The organism is Bacillus sp. 22190 (assembly GCF_052045575.1).
In the GTDB taxonomy this organism is placed as follows: Bacteria; Bacillota; Bacilli; order Bacillales; family Bacillaceae; genus Bacillus; species Bacillus altitudinis.
The window spans coordinates 1-18,641 of sequence record NZ_JBQEPF010000026.1 but is presented as its reverse complement, the minus strand read 5'-3'; the positions used below and the strand labels follow the sequence as shown (position 1 = coordinate 18,641).

The window sequence follows — 18,641 nt, the reverse complement described above, 5'->3', positions numbered from 1 at the left end:
CAATGCATCCTTAGCTTTTCCTTCAAATGAAGAGAGTAAAGCAACATACACTTCAGCTACAACCTGTTGTGCTGACGAAAAGTCTGACGCATGTTTTGTGTCTTGTTTTAGATGCTGACAATGCGTTTTTAAACTTGAACCTACAATTTTTTTTAATTCCTCATTCTGTTGTAATCGTCTGTAAAACTCATCTGCATCCATATTAACTCCATATGGCAATTGAAATCCTCCTTACAACCGTAACCATCTTGCTAATTCATTATCCTTATCTTTTAAATCCTCCGCCATTTTCACAATAAACTCACTAATATCCTCTAAATCTCTAATCAAATAATGTAGAGAAGCCTCAGTTTGATACTGTTCTTCTGAGTCATAAAATGCTGCTCCATCTTTCACAAAAGGGGCGTGATACAATACTGCTTTATCAACATCGCTTGGATCTAGATCCTTGAATTCTCCCAATCTCTTTCCGCAAATAGATTTCACGTCATAAACCATTTTGCTGTGATCATGAGGGAATTGTTCAATTGCTTGTTTTTTTGTTTTTAAGTCTTCGATAGCTGCCTGTAATCGATGAGCTAATTCTTTTGCATATTTAGCATCCACTTTGATGGTTTGTCCATTCATACCTGAATAAGATGAGAACGATTCGATATTCTGGTTATAAACACCTTTGCTTCCATCCACACTTTTGATATGACCATTCTTATCAAATGTAAAGTTCGAATCATTTAAACTATGAGTATCGGGATTTTTTGCGAATGCTTGTCCATAGAAGGAAGTAATCAAATTTCCTAAAACCCCTGGAACACCAAGCGGTGACTTAAACCGATCTATACGATCTCTTCGTGATTGACTGGGGTCTTTCGTATAAAGTGTCGTTCCGTTGTGTCGATCATATTCTAATAACCAACCTGAACCCACCATATCATCGGGATTAATGATGGCTTTATGATACAAATCAAATTCGCCGTTTCTGATTTTCTTCTGTGTTTCTTCATCATGCAGCTTAACAATAGAAGGGTTGTTAAAGGCTACACTGTATACATTATTGTTTACACCAGCGTATTCCGCATCTGCCCCTCCAAGTGAGTGACCCGTTGTCGAAATCACTGTATTCTTTCCAGCATACTTCTTTACTTCATTGGCGACGAGCTGATCACCTTGATCAAATTGAGATGTCTTAGTGACAATTTTGTATTCTCCACTTTTCATCAACATGGCTTGTTCCATACTACCGTTATACTTGGTAATCGCTTTAGAGTGTTCAGATGTCTCTTTTTTCATGATGTATTTGACTTTCTTTTTCGGGTCTTTACCCATTACTACGTTGCCGCCATCTGCACTTATCACATCAGTTTTGATTTGTTCCTGATTTGTTCCTTGAAAACCTACGACAACATTCTCAGGCTCTTTGGGTTTAACCCATTTACCTTCTTTTTTCTTGGCTTGGACAAATACGTAAGCGTCTAGGCCTGTGTCTGGGTCTTTTTTGATTTTGTCTATAATATATTGTTTTCCTGAATTAATCTTCACAGGTATGTTTTTTGAGAAATGTTTCTTCAAATACTCATCTCGATATGTTAGTTGACTAATACTATAATAATCTTGGTCAGATAGGTTAGGGATCTTGGCCTTCTTGCTCATGTACATTGACACACTCCTCATGTAAAATAAGCACTGAAAGGATGGTCTTATGAAAAAATACATTATTATCCTGTTGCCAGCAATCATCATTATAACACTTGGAGGAATATACATGAAACACCAATATGATGAAAAGCAAGAAAAAATTACGACTGCAGAACTAGAATTATTTGAAAAAGCTAAAAAACGAATGACTAATTACATAAATGCTAACTATGAAGGAATAGATAAAATTGAGTTCTCAGAAAAATATGAAATAGACCCAATGGGTGGTATTAATGCAGAGGGATATTTGAACGGTAACAAAGAAAAAGGTTTTTGGGGAATTTATGACAAGTCAAATGACACTATAACATCGTCTTATGTTGATGCTAAAGAAAAGCCAGAATGCGAAGATAAAGTATGCGAGTATTAAAAGAGGATAAAAAACAAAAGCGTCCCCCTCGAAATTTCAAGGGGACTATTTATTTAATTCAAAAAGGCAGCGAGCCCCTTCTAGTTTCATTGAATTTATCATTATGGAATTCTGATTGTCATATGTAATTTCTCCTTTCATTTTATGAAGCGCTGATTTATGTAGTGAATATGAATACTTATTTCTGGTTAAAATAACTGTTTTAAAGAAAGATTTGTACTCAAAACTGAAGCAAATCATGCTTGAATCAGGATGGCAAAATATTTCTAGTCGTCCATCAACTGACTATGATGTGATGTTCTCAAATGGTGAGGATGGAAAGAAAGAAATCTTTTTTCAGATAAGAGATGTAGCTACTAATGCTGCTAATTCGTCCACAACATTTTCAAACTCAAATTCAAGATACTTTTCAATGAGATTATCAGGCAAATATATGCCTGGGTCTTCTGGTGTATCTGGTACATTCGAAAAAAGTAACGATACATGGAAACTCGTTCTAATAACTTATCAATCAGTTATTTACCCCAATCAGCCTATTGAACTCTACTATAGCTGTAATAAGGATAGACTCATTTTCTTGGCTGATTATGCTATATCACTGGCGATACCTTCTACTTTGAATTACTTTGGCGTACCCATAACTTTCGCAAATGAGCATGAGTGGAGTGCTTGTGTATTTGCATCTAGTAGCATAGGAAGTGGCAGATGTTTATATGTGACTGACATCAAAAATGATTATTCTGTAACTGCGCCAATCACTTGCTTAACTTATTTAGCATTAAGTAGTAAGAATAGAATCGATGAAAACATATTAATGTGTAACGTTATTTATGGGAGTACGAGCGAAGGATTAAAAGGTACGATACCTGAAGTTTTCTCGTTCGCTTCTACAGATGGACTTGTTAATGGAGACTTGATTAAAGATGCGGATAAAGTATACAAAATTTTCGAAACAACTCTTGGAACATCTACAGTTTATTCTTCATTGTTTCAAAGTTTATCGCAATAAGAATTCGATGAATAACAAGGCCCTTTCTCATTTGAGCAGGGGTATTTTTTCGTTTTTACATATACAAAAAATATCCTTTAATTTTTGGCTTAATCGTTTTGTCTCCATCTTTACCGTTTGCAAATGTCACAGTTAAAGTTGAAACCAACATCACTAGAGCTAGGAAAGTTATTATTAAGTTCCTCTTCTTCATTTTAACCTCCTAATTTTCCAATAAAAAAAGCCGCTCATATATGAACGACTAAATTATTAAAGCTATTAAATTCATTTTTTTGTGGCTGTTAATCTCTTTTTTCCACTTAATCAAATTTACATTTTGTTAACCAAAATTACGGTTATAAACAAAAATACACGTCTACTAATCACACAGTCACGTTTTTTTAGTTTCAACCAAAGCTGAAAAAAGGTACAATAAGAAAAGGAATGCAAGCTAGGCAAATAGCATGCATTCCAACGTCCCAAAAATGGGAGGTGAAAACTATGATCCTTTTAAATATAGTCGCTACTTTCTTAAGTATAATCGCGTCGGTAGCAACGATCTTCGTTTTATTCAAAAAACGAAAGAAAAAGGCATAGTTTTTTTAGAAACGATGGACCCGATTATCGGGTCTTTCTTTATTTCCTCCGTCTACTTCAAGGAGACCTCATCGGAAGTGTGAGTAAGTTTTTTTAAATTATTTGTTGCGCTTCAGTTTTTTAAAAAAAGAGTCACTCTTTAGCTGTACTTCAAGGTACCCGATCAAAAGTCTAAGAATTATGCAAGTTCATTATAGCATCAATAAAATAAAATTGGCAAATAACATGTGAACAAGCGCCAAATCACCAGTGTTTTAAGGTATAATCAAAAAAGAGCTTAGGCTATTCCCGTAGCCCAAGCTCGTTCCACCTCAAAAGAGGTGAAAAATATGAAGCTATCCACTATTATAATTAAATTATACCTTGTAACAGTCCAGTAAACAAATAAATTCTAAATCGAGATTTCACTTTTATGTAAAAAAGAGTGCCCACAGAATAATCCATGAACACCTGCGACCCTTTCTTCAATAATAAGAAGACCCTTGAAACAATTTAATATCTTTATATTACTACAAAAATTTTTCTGTGTGCAGATCAACTTCAACTTTTATGCCCACCAGTTAAGCCAGCTCTGTACAATGCAGTGCCGCCTTTGGTGTATGAAACTACCCTCAACAACGATTTTGACCCGTATTCATTTCCAATTCCATCCATAACATAGCCGAGCTGTCTTTTTTTCTCTAATCCACTTTCATCAAATAAAGTTAGCTGCTGGTTAGAATCTTCTTCAATTTTGCTTAATGTAACTGAAACACTTCTAACAGTCTTATGCTGATAAAAGGTGTTAAACAAATCAATACACGTGTTATATATGTCCATAGTAATATGGGTTGGATTTTCGACTGTCTTACTTCTGTGAAATCCTCCGCCATATTCTTCTTTGCTGTATCCGATACCTAAACTAATCGTTCTCCCCACTTTGTTGTGATCTCTCGTTCGTTTAGCAACCTCTTCACATATTTCGAGGATCACAGCTTTGATTTCTTCTTTTGTCGTATAGTCTCTGAGTAGAATCTGACTTTTCCCAATCCGATTCAAGTTTTGTTCCATTCGTCTCCCAATCCCCCACATTTTAGAGATTGGTCTAACTGGCCATAGTCTCTCTGGAATGTCTTCATATCTCCATCTAACAATACCATTCGGTGCCTTCTTACTTTCTAGATCCAAAGCAAGTTTGCTGATCAGCATATTGTCACCAATTCCAATTGTACACGATAAGTCAAATTTTCGCATGATGGCATCTTGGATATGTTCAGCAATCTCTTCAACACTGTTCCACATTCTCATAACACCATCAACTTTTAAAAATGATTCGTCAATAGAATAAGTGTGAACATCACATTCTGGAACGTAACGATAAAACAATTGAGTTATTTTCGTTGAAACATTTATAAATGTATCCATTTTAGGATTAACTATGTGGATTCTTGGATCATCTGGAATTTCAAATAACCTTGAGCCAGTTTTAATTTTGAAATCTTGTTTTAGTTTAGGGCTTGCTGCTAACACGACACTCCCCTGCCTCTCTGTGTTTCCTACAACAGCCCAGTAACACTCAAGAGGATCTAAGCCCATCATATCTGACATATCCTTTATATGTAGCATCTTCTTTTCGTAATTGATGTATTGTGAGAACCCTTTAAGTTGGTTGACAACTCCTGACTCATAAATTGAAAAAATCAAAGGTTTGTTAATACTCATTGCGTAAGCAATTGTTGCTTCAAACTCTTCGGCTTGTTGTTCATCTATAATTGGTTTATCTATTTTTTTCGATTCTGCTAAATCGTGCTTAAGTCGTGCAACATGCTCAGGTAACATCATAGCTGTCCATTTTATCGTACCTCTGTCTCTAAGCATTTAATCACTCCTTTTTGAATGATTAAATAGCAACAGAACAAATGTTCTTTATCAATGTGTTTTGAGAACTTTTGTTCGATGTAAATGTTGGTATTTAAAAACCCTCCTTTATTTTGGAGGGCAGTGTGTTAGTTGTTTTCTTCTTTATTTTTAAAATAATTCAGCACAGCTTCTTTATCTTTCTCGTCTTCTGGTAAAAACCCGAACGTTTTATACTCCCATACGGCTCTTCTCTGGATACCATAAAGCTCTATAGATAAAATATCTTCATAGCCATAATCAATCGAGAATTTCCCTGTTTTATCTAATTGGAGGGTAGCTGTTGTCCAAACACCTAATTCATTTTGTATATATGCTTTTTTCAATTCTTCAAAAATTTTACTGAGTTCGTATAATAAATGAATGTATGTTGATTTGCTTACATTATATTTAAGTGGAATTTCATGTCCATAAACATACTCTTCACTATTAGTCTCGTTGAAACAAAATGTAATTCCAGCCGAATCATCTAGTATTTCTGCATACATCCAAACTTTATCCCATTCAACAGGAATCATTTTATCAGTTGTTTCTGCTATTTTTTTATAGTATTGTTCTAATTCTTCCATTTATCTTTAACCTCCAGGTTGATTTTTAATAGTTTCACGTTGTTCGAATTCCCCCCCCATTTTATATTCTACTACTAACTTATCAGGTCTTAACGAATCATCTTTATAGATAGGTTCAATACTAACCTCTACATGTTGAGGCGGAACCTCTTTTAATGCTGCCAACCACTCCTGTTCCATGGTGTACCATTTGTGAATTCATCGGAAGCAGGTTATCAATATCACCAGATCCTTTAAACACTCCTTTTCAATGTAAATATTGGTATACAAAAACCCTCCTTTATTTGGAAGGTAATTTGCTATTTGCTATTTTCTTCTTTATTTTTCAAATAATTTAGCACAGCTTCTTTATCTTCCTCATCTTCAGGTAGAAATCCGAACGTTTCGTATTCCCAAACAGCTATTCTTTGATCACCATCAATACCTAATGAGAAAATATCTTCATACCCATATTCAATCGAGAATTTACCTGAATGCTCCATCTCAAGCGTGAGATTAGTCCATGAACCATAATTATTTTTTTCATAAAATGTTTTTAACTGTCTAAATAATCGTGTTAATTCAACTAAAAAATCCATATATATTGATCTACTGATATTAAATAATTTAGGTATATTGTGCCCGTAAATAAACTCCTTATCACCCTTTTTTCTAAAGTAAAAAATTATTTCTGCTTCGTGTTTGACCACTTCCGTATACATTCGTATTTTTTCCCATTCAACTGGAATGTTATCATGAATAAGTTCAGCTATTTTTTGATAGATAGAATCTATTGTTATGTTTTCCATATTATTCACCCTCCGATTTTATTTTCAATAATTAGATACTTTTCTTTTCCTTCTATGCTATAAAACACACCAAACTCAGAGGGTCTAATTGAATCATTTAAATATTTCGGCTCAATTATAACTTCTACACGCTTTGGTGGATCAGATGCTAATGCTTTTCTCCATTTTTGTTCCATCTCATACCATTTCCCGCCACTACGATTAATCTGCGAATTCATTGGCACCAGATTATCAATATCCCCAGACCCTTTGAAAATTGACGCAATTAAATGACCACCATCATCATCCAGCAATCGATTCGGTTTACCTGAATTGGATTGGGCATATTGGTTTCTTTTGACCTCTCCATATTTTAAATCACTTGCAACTAAGACCGACACACTTTTTAATGCTTTTTTCACAAGTTTCATTTCTTCTTGAAGCTCATGATAGGCCTTTGATCTCTGTTCTACAGCTGATAGTAAAGATGGAGCATCTAATATTTTCATATAAAAAAGACTCCTTTTACGGCATATTCTTTTACTAGAATACCATAAGGAGCCTGACACTTTAATCCACTTTATCGTTTTTTAACCAATTAACCTCCAGAGCTACCTCTTGATGCAACTGTTTGGACATCTTCATGTAGAGGTTGAGTCAAACCGTTTGTAAAGAAAAGTGTACCTAGAGCTATCACAGCTAGTGAAAATGTAATAAAAACCGACTTCTTCAATTAATTCACTCCTTTTCCTACATACTGGCTTGCGAGTAAGGCTCTTTTATAGTAATTTAATGACTGTTTCAGCAAGCCTCTCCTCTCTAAATATTTCGCCACATCAACCAGAATTTCCTCTAAATCAACCCATATTCTTTTCTCTTCAAGCTCTAAACACAGATTGTTTATATTGTTCAATTGAGATTGATTTTTTTCATACAATCGTTCTTTTAACAATTTAAATTTTATTTGAAAAACGTTATGGTTGACTTGTTCTGATAAAGAAATGCCTAGATCAATCCATTCAATCGCGTCATTACTTTTACTGGAGATTTCTATTCTAGAAAGTTCATATAAACATCTCAGCTTCAATAAATCTTGATTTTTGATCTCTTTATAACTCAACGTGCGCCTAAATAGTGCTGATGCTTCTTCTAAATTTTCTTTTTTGCTTTCTAGAAAACCCATATTGTAATATAGATGAATGATTAAATGATTGTCATTAATACTTTCGATCATATTCTCAGCTTCACTAAAAAGAGCTCTTGCTTTATCATATTCAAATTGATCAATTAAGTTTAGCGCATGTAGCATCCTACAGTTAATCTGTCTTTTGATATATGTTTCATGCGCATTAAATGTGTCACACGCAATTTGTGCATGATATTTTGATAAAAAGGTCATTTTCAAATCATAAAATAGAACTGCGATTTTATAATGAAATTCAGCTTTTTCTATTTCATCATCAACATAAGCCAACTTTTTTTCAGCTATTCTGAAGTAACTTAATGCCTTATCATAATCTTGCAAGTAGTCATGATAGATCCCATTATAAAAGTAGAAGTAATATGACATGAGTTTATTTGTTTTTTCTTCTTTTTCGTCTGGAGCATTCCGCTGAAAGAATGGCTTATCTAAATTTCTGCTAATATTCTGAAGTTTCAGCTTAAGCCTAAAGCTCAAAAGTTGATAGTACAAAAGAATATCTTGATTTTCTTCCATTAAATCAATTGCCCTGTCTATGTCATCTTGCATTTCTATAGCTGCCGATAAATCCCCTTTTTGTATCGCAAGATTCCAACTGTTTAACATGTTCCCTACCTCCTGAGAGGCAATTAATCCTGACATTCCTTTACCCCCTTCTAAACAAATCCCTAGTATAATTCTAACACGCATTTTACAACATATGTAAAGTGAATCTGCTCATAATAGAAATTTTCGGTATCCCGCAAATATGATAATAATTGAATGGTATGTTGGTTAAAAGAGAGAGTAGCCAGAAAGGACTTGATACTTATTTCTTTTAGATTGAACACCTTCATTTTTTAAAAAGAAATTCACAACATATTGTTTTGAAATTGATATAAAAAGACCTGACTGAGTTTCAGCCAGGTTCACGAAGGGGTCAATCTAAATTATATTATAATGAATTCAAAACAGATAATTAAACATCCGTTCTCATTCACTCTTTGAAAATTCACCCTATACAGTACACTTTACATGCTCTAATTTTGCCTTAATCTAAAAAATCAATATTAACAGCGAAATTTCCAGCTGTTACAGTTATCTGAGGAATTTCAGTTTTTTCAAAAATGTCTACAATTTCAAATAATGTCTTTTTTATAATATCGTTACTTGGCATTGTATCTACTCTTAATATAAGGATTGTGTCAATGCTTGCAGCTACTTCATAAAGAACGTCTTCATCTTTAACAGATTCAATATAGCTTTTTATTCTTTTAAAGAACCACTCTACTTCTTCTAAATCTTGTAACGGATATTTAGTAATTTGATGAATATCGGCTGGATTAGCTGCTTCTTTGTCTAAGATCGCTTCAAGTTCTGCTTTAGTTATATGTTCCTCCTCATCTTCTTCGTATTCGTACTCAGTTACGTCTTTCTCATCGGCAGTGTATTCAACTGTATAAAGCCCCTCAATGAATTCATCAAAGGAATCTGCTAACTTAAAGTCTTCTTCCATCTCAACATCAAAATAATGAATTGTAGGATTCTCTTTCGTTTTTCGATAATCCATCGTTACCCAAGTGTGACCATCCCCGTTAATTAAGACAAGCCCTTCTGGCAGCTCCCACTCTTTTATTAAATAGGCACTATCCATAATTCCTTCATCTTCAGCAATTCCCAGCAGGTGATTAAATTGAATATGATCCTCAGCCCATGAATTAGAGTGAGTGGTTGGAAAAGCATTATGAATGGTATTACCACCATTCTGCTCTAATATGAGCTTTTTATATGTATCTGGCAAAGTGACACCAAGTTTCTTTTCAGCTTTAGCTATTTCTGCTTCGTTGATCTTTTTTAACGTATAGTAACCTTCCTCGTCTATTTCCCAAAATGATTTCAAGATGAATGCCTCCTAGTAAAATATGCACATAAGTATACCATCTTGCTGAGTATATTTAACAATTTAGGCAAAATAAAAGAAGAACCTTAGTTACTTAGTCATTCACGTTGTCTATTTTTGTCGAAACGATAGTAAAAAGAAGGTACTTCATGTAAAATTTCCTTTGCACCTAAAAATCAGGAGGATCCAATATGAAGAAATTATCTATATTCATTTTTATTTGTTTAATGATGCTAACAGCTTGCAGTAGCGCAGCATCAAATGAAAAACAGCTCACGACAGCCAATATTATTGAAGCTTTTAAAAGTGCTGGCCTTGAAGCAGAAAAACCATCTGATCTTAAACAAAAAGAGTTTGGAAATATAAGAGAAGAAGGAAAAAGAATTCTCGTTCCTTCCTTAGGTGAAAATGCTGGCGGAAGGATTTTTAAATTTGGAAATGAAACTGATTTACAGCAGGCGAAATCCTATTATGATGAGTTAGGCAATGCTGGATCTATGTTCTTCTCTCACACCTATTCAAAAGGGAATTTTCTATTACAAATGAACGGAGAAATGAAAGATGCTAAATTTGAAAAGTATAAGAAAGTAATGGATGAGGAAATAAAATAATTTCATATATTTTAAAAGAAGGAAGGTCAATAAATGTCATCATTTTGGCTGCTAACAGTTATCCTTACGATCGTTATACTTGTTGTTTCTGTTATCTTTAAAAGAAAGAATGCACCTTTACAGTATGGAATACCATCGATTCTCATCATCATAAGTATTATCTTATTATTAATAAGTTTTTTCGTAGGAAGTTGGGAAGGTTTAGGATTGGGTGCAATCAGTATATCTTTACTGATTGCATCTGTGATTACTTTAATTATAAATGCCATCTTGAGTTATTCTAGTAGTAAATAACATAGAGCAACTTCCCATTCAGAAGTTGCGTACTTTTTAAACTTCAGGGTACTCAAAGATAACGGACATGCTTTTAAAAGTGCTTCGACCCTTTCAATAATTGGAGGAAATGCTTAAGTGTTACCCTCTTCCCACCTTCCTTACGCTGCGGAATAAGGCTTGGTTTTGCTATCGAATACCTCCAGTGGAATGAGGTCATCGATATCTTCAAAAATCGTTTTAAGAGCATTTTTTTGATCCTTCACAATGCTTTTGGCGTTTTTGATGCCCATATGTACAGCATTGTCTAAAAAGTGTTCTTCTACAAAGGTGTCCCCGCCAAAGCTCGTATCATCAATCATACCAGATACACCATCATGAAAGGCTTTCTGCTTATCGATGAAGCTGATAAACATATCTACATTTCCGGCGAGCTCTTTGTAGAAACTTTTAATGTTATCCGCACCTTTCACAGTGAAATCGTCACTGAGATTTGCTACGCCTTGTAGTGCCTTTTTTAAATCAATCATTTGTTCGCGGAGTTCCTGATAATGCTTCGCCCTTGCGTCCATGGCACTGGTTAGTGCTTTAGCATCAAGTATCTTCCCCAGAAGAAGTCACTCCCTCCTATCCATTAACAAGGTCAATTTTACCAACGTGATGGCTGTCATTTAATAGGAGTAAAGATACAAAAAACACAACATAAAAGTGCCCAATGGTCAGCGTCCGCAGGTTCTTCTTTCTGGACAAAATATTCATGTTCGCTTTTTCTCGGCAATGAAAATAAAAAAAGTGCCCATAAACATGGACACTTTGGTTCTATTATTCCCAAAACGCATCGCCTTCAGAATCAATATACTTCTAGAAAAGTTTTAAAGTCTACATAACAGTCTTTAAACAGATAAAGATATCTTCTTCTATATCATTTTATTTATTGTAACGTATCACACAAAAACGCTATGCTTTTATTAAACCATTTTCTTTTAGAAATTGTTCGAACAATGCATCACCTTTATCCTCAATATCTTCATCATCAATATTATACTCTCCAACCAACAAAACAAAATCATCATATTTTTCATATTTTTGTTCAAGTTTTATACCATAGCTTTCTTGATAAAAAAACAATAACCATTTCCCTGAATCTAAACTTTTTAAAAACACTCCTTCATAATCTAAATCATTTTCATAATAGCCTACATGCAAATGCATTGTATCGTCTAAGTTAAGCAACGTTGATCTCCCCTTTAGAAAATAACATGATGATCTTTTAGATTTGGTGGAACATGATAATGCAGAACAGCAGGTCTTCCATGTTTTATAGGTGCATAATCTAGTCTGAATAGTGGTTTTATTGCTACGTACCTGTATAATACGCCCTACTGATCCAGGGCCATCAATAATACGATTTTGAGGCGCCTTTAATGCTTTCTGCACATATGGTCTAGCTACTTTCCATCCTTTTTGCATTCCCTTTTTTCCAACTTGAGAAATTAATAATCTTAAAGCAGCAGCCACCACCGGTATCCACTGACCAGTTACACTGTCTTCTTTCAATTCAGCATTCTGACTCTGTAACGCTAAAGTTTCTTCTATTTCAATAAATACTGGATCATTCAAAAGAAAGTCAAATTCTTTATTAAAGTTTGAAACATCTATACTGGTATCCTCGTATCTTGTTCAATCAATTGATCACTAACCACAAGTTCACTATTCAGTGAAGTTACGCTCTAAGAATATGCTGGAGTCACCGCGGAAAACATAGAATAAAAGACAGTACTACTAAAATAAGCTTATTCTTCATATAAACCCTAGTTTCTCAAAAAAATTTAACTGTATCCATAACTGAATACCCATTTATTTTATCTGAATTTTTGATTTTTTCCCATGATTTTTTAGAGATTGTGGATTTATTATAAGAAGAATATTCTTCAAAAAAGAGAGCAGCAAGACCTGCCATGTAGGCAGCCGCCATTGAAGTACCACTACTATATAAAAAAGAACCATCTTTTGAATAACTTTTTATATAATGCCCCGGAAGTAACACATTTAAGGCCATTACCTACAGTTGTCCCTTTCCATATATCACCGTTCATATTTAATGCTCCTACAGCGATAACACCTTCAAATTTAGCAGGGTAGAGTATATCACTCTTTTCTTGTAACCCATAATTCCCAACCGATGATATTACAACAATAAGTGCCTCATCCAAATTTTCAGCCCAATACTTTGGAACAACCAAAGTATTACCACTAAGGAACCTTACTAAAATATCATCCTCGGCTACTTTAAGTACATAACCTGCTTTATTAAGTTGTTCTCTTTTTCCTTTCTTAGATGCTTTAATCCAGTCTCCTTCTAAGAATTTGTTTTTCATCTGATAATCCTCCACCTTTTCCTGATCCGACTAAGCAGTTCATATAGATGAACACGATGTCCATCCTCTAAGCGATAAAGTAGGAACCACCGTTTTGATCGTTTGCGTGCCATCTTAGGCAGCCCCGTCTTCCTCTTCTTTTTAATCATTCTCGTCAGAATCGTCTTGCACACTTTGAGGGCAATCTAATCATTAGTAGTTGCTTCTCATCTTTCTGCATAGGTACAGCTTCGTTGGCTTGGACCTCATACTAGAAAAAATAGACACAGATTCAATGAATAGTTATGAAGAGTATATCTCCAAGATAATGGAGTGGTTTTTTATCACTTTTTTGTGGGTGAATGGTGGGTGGTGCCTGCTTCATTTTAAAATATAAGAAACACTCACAAAAACAAAAATCCCCCTGAAGCCAATGGCTCCAAGGGGATTTCTTTATTAATACTGAGACATATATTGATCGCGTTCCCATGGGTGTACTTGGGTGCGGAACATAATTTATTGCTTAATATATGTAATTTTTAGCTTCTTAACCCTATTAAATCAGCGTTTTGACAGCTAGAACCCTCATCTTTACTCATTTTAAATTATCCATCGGTGGTCAATTTGGTGGTCAAAATCATATTGAAATTAGCCCCATTGATTTACTGATCATTAATCCATTTTAATAAGAATTCTTTAGTTTGGGCTACAGGATAATACCACTTGTTCCCTATCTTTCTTTTTGGGAAATCTTTATCAAAGAAAAACTCTTTTTGCATTGTGTTCATACACATACTTGTCTGATATTCTAGCTCCTTAGTATTCCAAAACAGTTTTTCATTGTCGAGCTTATTTAAGTGTTTCTCCAATTCATCTATTTAAAGTTTTCTTACTTCTTCTTCATCAATTTTGATGTTTAGCATTTAATTCCTGCTTTCATTTTTTATTTTTATATATGACAATTTATAAATTAAAGAACGACGAATAAGGTGTTGGCATCATGCCTCACCCTTTTTTATAAACTTCATTAGTATTAAAATAAGCAGACAGGGAGCTGTTACCTGTCTGCTTATTAAGCGTGATCACCTTCTAAATGAAGTACTTCTTTTATTCTAAACCAACCTATTGGCTAATTTTGTATCATCAGTTTTTTCTCAATAATCACAAAAGCTTTAGTCATTTCTGAAATTAAAATGGCTTCTGCTTTTGTGATACTTGGCTCATTTATACTACCGTGTCCCGACAGAGGTTCACTGTTTCTTTTATTGTAGATATACTTAATATAATCAATAAAGCTTTCCGGGAGTTTTGTTTCTTTCTTATATAAACCAATAAAAGACCCCAAAGATTTATCAATTATACTTGGTTTCTGCACTACCTCTTTAGCTAATGTTTCTGCTATACTGGCAGATGTGTGAAGAACTCCAGCATAATCTTCATCGTTCATCATATTTTTCATACGTTCTATTAGAGATCTAATATTTTTATGTTCATTAACATCTTCAAACTGCTCTTTTTCAGTCAAGTCATCAATCTCAATTATGAAATCTCCGTCAAGTTCTTCTATCTTGAACGATGCATTGTGAGATTTTAGAACTCGATTAACAATATTAAGTTCAATTAAACCATTATTAAGCAAATCTAAAATTATTTCAATAAACTGAACAGTGTTTGAAATTTTCAATATTAGCTCTAAATGCCCCATTTGTACCGCTGTAGATTTACCTTCAACTTCTTCGTAATCATCATAGATGAAAATTTCTTTACCTAAAATGTGATTTGCTATGTTAATAATTCGGTTTAAATAACCGCTCCTAACTTGATAATCTTCATCTCGGCAAAGCGTGCGTAGATATCTCGTGAGTGACAATCTCGTTTTTGGAAGTATAACTTCGTATTCAAGTTGTTTTTTTTCATCTTCTGTTAATTCTAAAAACATATTATCCCCTCTCTTTAAAAGAATGATTTTATTCGAATAACTTTTGTCTCTCTTTTAAACTTCTATTCTCTTCCTCTAATTCAACAATATACTCTTCATACTGTTGAATTTGCTCTTGCCTTTCACCAGGTATTTTATTGAAGATAGCATACATGTATACAAACAATACAGGCACACCCATTATTGGACCGAATAGGAAAAATGTCAGCCAAGCATCAAATTCTCCATCAAAAATAATTGTATTTAAATTCATGACTACACCCCTTTATCAATAGGATTATTTTATCATATAGTTGGTCGACTCTCACCATTTTTTCATTTATTTTCCTTTGATAATTCCTAAATAACTCATAAAAGATTGTTACTAATTGTCAAAGAGTATGGTGAACGTCATAGTGTTCCTACCATACAGATAGGGTGTCGGTTATAACTACTCTCTTTAAACCAATATCACGTATTCCAATATTAGTCTTGACTTGTCGTTTGCTTTTTGACTTGATAGGTTGAAAGCAATGGACAACGGCTGGACAAGTTGTCTGCCTGAATTTGCTTGTAAAAAAAGAAACAAACTCAGACAGGCGACTGACTAACTTGATAGTGTATCAAGCTTATGGTATCCGTAAGTGTCACCCTATTTGCCGTTGGTTATTCTCTAAACAAACCTACTGTGTCAAGTGTCCCTAACAGTTTCTCAGCCCCCAAATTTGGGTTTTGATACTTGTGGCTTGTCCTGCATCGTCCGAAACGATACATCCATCACTTAATGGCAGCTTTCGCCTTTCAGATACATGTCCAAATAGGGAAGCACAGTGGTATCCTATCCTCATTTTTTGCATTGGCTGAGTCACTACCCTTTCAAGTTTAACGTGTGTTAGCGCATTCCACGACAGTCTTACCCTTAAAATAGGCATCACTAAAGACAACACCTTGATCCAGGAGTATAGACTGATTCTATTTAGTTAGATGAGGTAAACTTTACTTACCTCACAAAATGCACGACCTATGTTTAAATGAGGTCGAGCATGTTTTGAGTACGGCCTATTGAATACAAACTAAATTAAGTTAGAATGGGCTGGTATCATGGGCGCGTACCAACCCATCAGATTAGATAGTGCGCCAACACTTTTCTAATCAGCTAGAAATGACGATCATGAGCAGTAGGAATAACCCTAATGTGCTCATGATTGTTACAAATAGTAACTCATCTATTAACCTTCTAAATAGCTTCCCCATTAATTTAAACCCACTACAGCTAACTCTTCACGACTATAAATATCAATCATGTTGTACTCATCATCAGCGACTCCATATTGATCATTGCTATGTACTTCTTCAATTGTTCCTAGTCCGTATAACGTTTGCACTCTTTGACCTACAGATAGCTTCCCGTTTGGATTCACATTGTTTAACATGTTCATTTCCCCTTTGTAATTGGTTTAGTTGGATCAAGGATAATGCAATCAAATTCAGTTTCTTGATTCTTCGGTTCTAATATCCTCAAATCGGTTAAGACTTCCCACAGTGTTATCTGTTTCAATAAATGTGTAACGACCTCAGCAAGCGTTTCTAAGTCTGCGTATGTAACGTTTCATCGTTCCCTCATCGTAGTTACCGTCAGTTCGTTGAGTGATTTCAGCTAAAACAATCTGGCCATCACACTCCCCTACTGCATAACCTTCTTTAACGATGATCGCTGAGTAAAGATTGTTGATTTCTTGTGTGTTGAATTCGGTTTGAACGATTATAATATGATCCATTTAATCACCTTTCCAACTTCGTTTTGATGTTGACTTAATCATAAACCAACTTCAAAAAGAAGTCAACTTTATTTTGAAGTCATTTTTAACAAAAAGCCACTTTTAGATTCTGTTTTTTGTTATAATCAAAGAGGAGGTGAAACTGTTGACTAAAATTGTTAAAACAAGATTGAAAGAAATATTAGATGAACGTGGCTTATCAATTAGAGGTTTCGCCTTCGGAAATGACCTTAGCTTCGAAACTGTCAGAAGGCTTTACAATAACACTGCTAAACAATATCAACGTGAAACATTGGGTAGGATTTGTGATGTCTTGGATATAAAAATTGAGGATTTACTTTACATTACAGAAGATGATTCTAATGACTCTTAAGCAAAAGTATTGCTTTTTATTTTTTGCAATTCGTTAAACAAAACAATTGCAATGGAGATACATTCAGACTAGAGGTGAAACAAAATGGAAAACAATATGCTTCAAGCTATACTTGATGAGATAAAGAAAATTGATAATAAGGTTGACGGTTTGGCTTCTGATTTGAAATCATTTAAAAATGATATGAACGAATTCAGAGAAGATACAAAGAAAGAATTCAATCAGATCAACGTTAAATTAGATAGACTTGAAGAAAATCAACCCAAAGACATTACAGCGCACCTGAAACAAATTCAGAATTTAGACAACAAAACAGAACTACTGAATAAACGACTGTTCGATGTTGAAAGTAGGCTTAAAAATTAAGCTAAAGGGGTGATGTACATGAAGATCAATAAAATCCGTTCTGCGCTTTATAAATCAGCCAAGATACTTGATGATGTGAATGCTGTTCAAAAGGGTACAGTAGGCAAGAGAATAGCTAGAAGAGCCGCAGGAAAGGCAACGGACAAAGTATTTGGAAGCATATTTAAATAAAGCAACCCCCTCACAATAATGTGAAGGGGTTACTTTATTTAGTCTTTATACTTCTTAGAAAAGCACTTCTGTTCTCTGTAGCATTTGTCAGCATAGTCGCATTTTCATTAAGCCTTTGCACCAATGCATCCTTAGCTTTTCCTTCAAATGAAGAGAGTAAAGCAACATACACTTCAGCTACAACCTGTTGTGCTGACGAAAAGTCTGACGCATGTTTTGTGTCTTGTTTTAGATGCTGACAATGCGTTTTTAAACTTGAACCTACAATTTTTTTTAATTCCTCATTCTGTTGTAATCGTCTGTAAAACTCATCTGCATCCATATTAACTCCATATGGCAATTGAAATCCTCCTTACAACCGTAACCATCTTGCTAATTCATTATCCTTATCTTTTAAATCCTCCGCCATTTTCACAATAAACTCACTAATATCCTCTAAATCTCTAATCAAATAATGTAGAGAAGCCTCAGTTTGATACTGTTCTTCTGAGTCATAAAATGCTGCTCCATCTTTCACAAAAGGGGCGTGATACAATACTGCTTTATCAACATCGCTTGGATCTAGATCCTTGAATTCTCCCAATCTCTTTCCGCAAATAGATTTCACGTCATAAACCATTTTGCTGTGATCATGAGGGAATTGTTCAATTGCTTGTTTTTTTGTTTTTAAGTCTTCGATAGCTGCCTGTAATCGATGAGCTAATTCTTTTGCATATTTAGCATCCACTTTGATGGTTTGTCCATTCATACCTGAATAAGATGAGAACGATTCGATATTCTGGTTATAAACACCTTTGCTTCCATCCACACTTTTGATATGACCATTCTTATCAAA

The 18,641-nt window shown here is 34.3% G+C and carries 21 protein-coding genes and 4 pseudogenes; 7 read left to right on the top strand and 18 right to left on the bottom strand.

Annotated features, from left to right (window positions below; all coding sequences use genetic code 11):
* Both ACTJKA_RS19460 and ACTJKA_RS19455 read right to left on the bottom strand, forming a co-directional pair.
* On the bottom strand, positions 1 to 219 hold a 219-nt coding region (locus tag ACTJKA_RS19460; RefSeq protein ID WP_440607658.1), incomplete at its 3' end, for a hypothetical protein.
* Between the two features lie 12 nt (positions 220 to 231).
* Positions 232 to 1,647: a lipase gene (locus ACTJKA_RS19455; protein ID WP_440607909.1), complete on the bottom strand. Its 1,416-nt coding sequence runs from the start codon at positions 1,645 to 1,647 to the stop codon at positions 232 to 234.
* A gap of 49 nt (positions 1,648 to 1,696) precedes the next feature.
* Here ACTJKA_RS19455 and ACTJKA_RS19450 point away from each other — a divergent pair, with 49 nt between their 5' ends.
* Positions 1,697 to 2,062: a DUF1433 domain-containing protein gene (locus ACTJKA_RS19450; protein WP_265153858.1), complete on the top strand. Its 366-nt coding sequence runs from the start codon at positions 1,697 to 1,699 to the stop codon at positions 2,060 to 2,062.
* 238 nt (positions 2,063 to 2,300) lie between these two features.
* Positions 2,301 to 3,071, top strand: a complete 771-nt coding sequence (locus ACTJKA_RS19445) for a hypothetical protein (protein ID WP_265153859.1) — start codon at positions 2,301 to 2,303, stop codon at positions 3,069 to 3,071.
* A 1,116-nt stretch (positions 3,072 to 4,187) separates the two neighbouring features.
* Here ACTJKA_RS19445 and ACTJKA_RS19440 read toward each other — a convergent pair.
* From ACTJKA_RS19440 to ACTJKA_RS19410, 7 genes and pseudogenes are all read right to left on the bottom strand, one after another.
* Positions 4,188 to 5,504, bottom strand: coding sequence for a Y-family DNA polymerase (locus ACTJKA_RS19440; protein WP_265153860.1), 1,317 nt, complete (start codon positions 5,502 to 5,504; stop codon positions 4,188 to 4,190).
* Positions 5,505 to 5,632: 128 nt separating this feature from the next.
* Positions 5,633 to 6,112, bottom strand: coding sequence for an antitoxin YezG family protein (locus ACTJKA_RS19435; RefSeq protein WP_265153861.1), 480 nt, complete (start codon positions 6,110 to 6,112; stop codon positions 5,633 to 5,635).
* Between the two features lie 6 nt (positions 6,113 to 6,118).
* A pseudogene (locus ACTJKA_RS19430) lies at positions 6,119 to 6,350 on the bottom strand (DNA/RNA non-specific endonuclease); the annotation flags it as partial.
* 61 nt (positions 6,351 to 6,411) lie between these two features.
* Positions 6,412 to 6,900 (bottom strand): antitoxin YezG family protein, encoded by a 489-nt coding sequence (locus tag ACTJKA_RS19425; protein ID WP_265153862.1) that lies wholly within the window; start codon positions 6,898 to 6,900, stop codon positions 6,412 to 6,414.
* 5 nt (positions 6,901 to 6,905) lie between these two features.
* A pseudogene (locus tag ACTJKA_RS19420) lies at positions 6,906 to 7,265 on the bottom strand (DNA/RNA non-specific endonuclease); the annotation flags it as partial.
* Between the two features lie 347 nt (positions 7,266 to 7,612).
* Positions 7,613 to 8,722 (bottom strand): hypothetical protein, encoded by a 1,110-nt coding sequence (locus ACTJKA_RS19415; RefSeq protein WP_440607908.1) that lies wholly within the window; start codon positions 8,720 to 8,722, stop codon positions 7,613 to 7,615.
* 388 nt (positions 8,723 to 9,110) lie between these two features.
* The gene (locus ACTJKA_RS19410) at positions 9,111 to 9,959 is read right to left on the bottom strand and encodes an SMI1/KNR4 family protein (protein ID WP_265153865.1); all 849 of its coding nucleotides are present in this window, start codon (positions 9,957 to 9,959) and stop codon (positions 9,111 to 9,113) included.
* Positions 9,960 to 10,150: 191 nt separating this feature from the next.
* On the opposite strand from ACTJKA_RS19410, the gene ACTJKA_RS19405 reads away from it, so the two are divergent.
* Both ACTJKA_RS19405 and ACTJKA_RS19400 read left to right on the top strand, forming a co-directional pair.
* Positions 10,151 to 10,570, top strand: a complete 420-nt coding sequence (locus ACTJKA_RS19405; RefSeq protein WP_265153866.1) for a stress protein — start codon at positions 10,151 to 10,153, stop codon at positions 10,568 to 10,570.
* A 33-nt stretch (positions 10,571 to 10,603) separates the two neighbouring features.
* Positions 10,604 to 10,864 carry a YesK family protein gene (locus ACTJKA_RS19400; protein ID WP_076821685.1) on the top strand — a complete coding sequence of 87 codons (261 nt, stop codon included), beginning with the start codon at positions 10,604 to 10,606 and terminating at the stop codon, positions 10,862 to 10,864.
* 161 nt (positions 10,865 to 11,025) lie between these two features.
* Here ACTJKA_RS19400 and ACTJKA_RS19395 read toward each other — a convergent pair.
* From ACTJKA_RS19395 to ACTJKA_RS19365, 7 genes and pseudogenes are all read right to left on the bottom strand, one after another.
* Positions 11,026 to 11,454 (bottom strand): annotated as a pseudogene (locus tag ACTJKA_RS19395) (T7SS effector LXG polymorphic toxin); the annotation flags it as partial.
* A gap of 346 nt (positions 11,455 to 11,800) precedes the next feature.
* Positions 11,801 to 12,463: a DUF3986 family protein gene (locus tag ACTJKA_RS19390; RefSeq protein WP_265153868.1), complete on the bottom strand. Its 663-nt coding sequence runs from the start codon at positions 12,461 to 12,463 to the stop codon at positions 11,801 to 11,803.
* Positions 12,464 to 12,662: 199 nt separating this feature from the next.
* Positions 12,663 to 12,818: a hypothetical protein gene (locus ACTJKA_RS19385; protein WP_263490855.1), complete on the bottom strand. Its 156-nt coding sequence runs from the start codon at positions 12,816 to 12,818 to the stop codon at positions 12,663 to 12,665.
* A gap of 13 nt (positions 12,819 to 12,831) precedes the next feature.
* Entirely contained in the window at positions 12,832 to 13,221 is a 390-nt protein-coding gene (locus ACTJKA_RS19380) for a S8 family serine peptidase (RefSeq protein WP_265153869.1), read from the bottom strand.
* Between the two features lie 1,108 nt (positions 13,222 to 14,329).
* Positions 14,330 to 15,139, bottom strand: coding sequence for a hypothetical protein (locus tag ACTJKA_RS19375; protein WP_268359767.1), 810 nt, complete (start codon positions 15,137 to 15,139; stop codon positions 14,330 to 14,332).
* A gap of 28 nt (positions 15,140 to 15,167) precedes the next feature.
* A complete protein-coding gene (locus ACTJKA_RS19370) occupies positions 15,168 to 15,392 on the bottom strand; it encodes a hypothetical protein (RefSeq protein WP_268359765.1) in 225 nt (74 codons plus the stop codon).
* Between the two features lie 979 nt (positions 15,393 to 16,371).
* Entirely contained in the window at positions 16,372 to 16,557 is a 186-nt protein-coding gene (locus ACTJKA_RS19365; protein ID WP_268359763.1) for a hypothetical protein, read from the bottom strand.
* A 484-nt stretch (positions 16,558 to 17,041) separates the two neighbouring features.
* On the opposite strand from ACTJKA_RS19365, the gene ACTJKA_RS19360 reads away from it, so the two are divergent.
* The 3 genes from ACTJKA_RS19360 (at position 17,042) to ACTJKA_RS19350 (ending at position 17,806) form a co-directional block, all read left to right on the top strand.
* A complete protein-coding gene (locus tag ACTJKA_RS19360) occupies positions 17,042 to 17,269 on the top strand; it encodes a helix-turn-helix domain-containing protein (RefSeq protein WP_268359761.1) in 228 nt (75 codons plus the stop codon).
* A gap of 84 nt (positions 17,270 to 17,353) precedes the next feature.
* Positions 17,354 to 17,635 carry a hypothetical protein gene (locus tag ACTJKA_RS19355; RefSeq protein WP_268359759.1) on the top strand — a complete coding sequence of 94 codons (282 nt, stop codon included), beginning with the start codon at positions 17,354 to 17,356 and terminating at the stop codon, positions 17,633 to 17,635.
* Positions 17,636 to 17,653: 18 nt separating this feature from the next.
* Positions 17,654 to 17,806, top strand: a complete 153-nt coding sequence (locus ACTJKA_RS19350; RefSeq protein ID WP_268359757.1) for a hypothetical protein — start codon at positions 17,654 to 17,656, stop codon at positions 17,804 to 17,806.
* A 34-nt stretch (positions 17,807 to 17,840) separates the two neighbouring features.
* Here the strand turns inward: ACTJKA_RS19350 and ACTJKA_RS19345 are convergent, their stop codons facing one another.
* Together ACTJKA_RS19345 and ACTJKA_RS19340 are read right to left on the bottom strand one after the other, a co-directional pair.
* The gene (locus tag ACTJKA_RS19345) at positions 17,841 to 18,146 is read right to left on the bottom strand and encodes a hypothetical protein (RefSeq protein ID WP_440607907.1); all 306 of its coding nucleotides are present in this window, start codon (positions 18,144 to 18,146) and stop codon (positions 17,841 to 17,843) included.
* 12 nt (positions 18,147 to 18,158) lie between these two features.
* Positions 18,159 to 18,641 (bottom strand): annotated as a pseudogene (locus tag ACTJKA_RS19340) (lipase); the annotation flags it as partial.